This window comes from Pseudomonas sp. BF-R-01, assembly GCF_019946615.1.
Classification (GTDB): domain Bacteria; phylum Pseudomonadota; class Gammaproteobacteria; order Pseudomonadales; family Pseudomonadaceae; genus Aquipseudomonas; species Aquipseudomonas migulae.
The window spans coordinates 1-2,339 of the sequence record NZ_JAGYFX010000213.1 but is presented as its reverse complement, the minus strand read 5'-3'; the positions used below and the strand labels follow the sequence as shown (position 1 = coordinate 2,339).

Below are 2,339 nucleotides of genomic sequence, written 5' to 3'. Positions count from 1 at the left end.
CCGGTAATGCATGGCCGCCAGTGACAGATCGTCCGGCACCTTGACCATCGCATCGATCACCTTTGGCAGAAACGACGCCTCGACCCGTGGCCGACCGATGCCTTCGATCCGCGAACCGTGATCCAGGCGAAGGCTGGCATCGCCAGTCAGGTAGTAATCGAAAAACACCGAGCGTTCGGCATCGGCGCACAGCACGCGAGTGCAATGCTGGCGATAACGCACGTATCGCCCGAGGGTCGCCGTGGTGCCGCCGGTGCCGGGGCTGGAAATCAGCCAGCTCGGCTCCGGGTGCTGTTCAAAACGCATCTGATGGAAGATCGATTCGGCGATGTTGTTGTTCGCCCGCCAGTCGGTGGCGCGTTCGGCGTAGGTGAACTGATCGATAAAGTGCCCGTCGTGCTCGCGCGCCAGGCGCTCGGATTCGGCATAGATCTGCGTCGGGTCGTCCACCAGATGGCTCTTGCCACCGTAAAACTCGATCTGCGCGATCTTCTCTTTGGAGGTGGTGGCCGGCATCACTGCAATAAACGGCAGGCCGAGCAAACGGGCGAAGTACGCCTCGGAAATCGCCGTCGAACCGCTGGACGCTTCGATCACCGGCGCGCCGGGTTTAAGCCAGCCGTTACACAGCGCGTAGAGGAACAACGAACGCGCCAGGCGATGTTTCAGGCTGCCGGTGGGATGGCTCGACTCATCCTTGAAATACAACTCGATGCCCGGCAACCCCGGCAGCGGCAAGGGGATCAGGTGGGTGTCGGCGCTGCGCTGGAAGTCCGCTTCGATGATCCGGATCGCTTCCCGGGCCCACTGTCGGTTGTCGCTCATGATGGTTTTCTCGTTGAGTCGGCCTTGGCACAAGGCTCAGCCCACAAGCTTAGGAAAAATCCGACATCGCGCACAGGTACAGCTGAGGTTCAATACGTCCGGCAACTGCTAGGCTCAGGTCCGTGTCGCCTTTCGTGCTGTAACGGCATATAACAAAAAAGAATATAACTTTTGTTTTAACAACTAACGGTACGGGTTAGGGTGTGCCACCTTTTTGATTATTCGATGGAGAGCGACCTTGCCTCTGCGTAGCACTTTCACGCGTTTCTTTCAGTTGGAAGCTGCCAGCGGTCTGTTGTTGATCGCCGCAGCAGCCCTGGCTTTGATCATCAACAACTCCCCGTTGTCGTGGCTCTACAGCAGCTTTCTGGACACCCCGGTGGTGGCTCAGGTCGGCGCGCTGCAAATCGCCAAACCGGCACTGCTGTGGATCAACGACGGCCTGATGGCCCTGTTCTTCCTGCTGATCGGCCTGGAAGTAAAGCGCGAAGTCCTCGACGGTCAGCTGTCGAAGCCTTCACAGGTGGTCCTGCCCGGCGCTGCGGCGATTGGCGGCATGGTCGTGCCGGCGTTGGTCTACTGGTTCTTCAACCGTGACAATCCCGCTGCGCTCGGTGGCTGGGCCATTCCGATGGCGACTGACATCGCCTTCGCCCTCGGCGTCCTCGCCCTGCTGGGCAAGCGTGTGCCGGTGTCGCTGAAACTGTTCCTGATGACCCTGGCGATCATCGACGACCTCGGCGCGATCATCGTCATTGCGATCTTCTATTCCGGCGCACTGTCGACCCTGTCCCTGGCGTTGGCCGCGGCCTGCATCGTCGCGCTGATCGCGATGAACCGGCTCGGCGTGGTCAAGCTCGGGCCGTACATGATCATCGGTTTGATCCTGTGGGTGTGCGTACTCAAAAGCGGTGTCCACGCCACGCTGGCCGGCGTAACCCTGGCCTTCTGCATTCCACTGCGCACCAAAAACGCCGAGCCGTCACCGCTGCTGACGCTGGAACACGCCCTGCACCCGTGGGTGGCCTACGGCATCCTGCCGCTGTTCGCCTTCGCCAACGCTGGCCTGTCCCTGAGCGGCGTGACTGTCGAAAGCTTCACCCATCACGTACCGATGGGCATCGCAATCGGCCTGCTGCTGGGCAAGACGCTTGGCGTATTCGGCCTGACCTGGCTCGCGGTAAAAACCGGCATCGCCGCCCTACCCCAAGGCGCCAATTGGGGCCAGGTGCTGGGGGTTGCGATCCTCTGCGGGATTGGTTTCACCATGAGCTTGTTTGTCGGTTCCCTGGCGTTTGAACCGGGCGTCAGTGAGTACGCCGGGATGGACCGGATGGGGATTTTGACCGGGTCGATATTGGCAGCGTTGATTGGATATGCGGTGACGGCGGCGGCGAGTCGCAAGCAAGGCGAGCGCTAATCCTGAATGGTTGTGGTGGCATCGCTCGCACATTAACCCTGTAGGAGCCGGCTTGCTGGCGATGGCGGTGGGTCAATCAACCTGTTTATTGACT

Annotated in this window: 2 protein-coding genes; one reads left to right on the top strand and one right to left on the bottom strand. The window is 60.5% G+C overall.

Translation table 11 applies throughout. The features are described from left to right. On the bottom strand, positions 1-828 hold an 828-nt coding region (locus tag KGB27_RS31290), incomplete at its 3' end, for a PLP-dependent cysteine synthase family protein (protein WP_223557379.1). 235 nt (positions 829-1,063) lie between these two features. On the opposite strand from KGB27_RS31290, the gene nhaA reads away from it, so the two are divergent. Then, complete coding sequence (nhaA, locus tag KGB27_RS31285) at positions 1,064-2,245, top strand: Na+/H+ antiporter NhaA (protein WP_008034612.1); 1,182 nt, start codon at positions 1,064-1,066, stop codon at positions 2,243-2,245. The last annotated feature ends 94 nt before the right edge of the window (positions 2,246-2,339 follow it).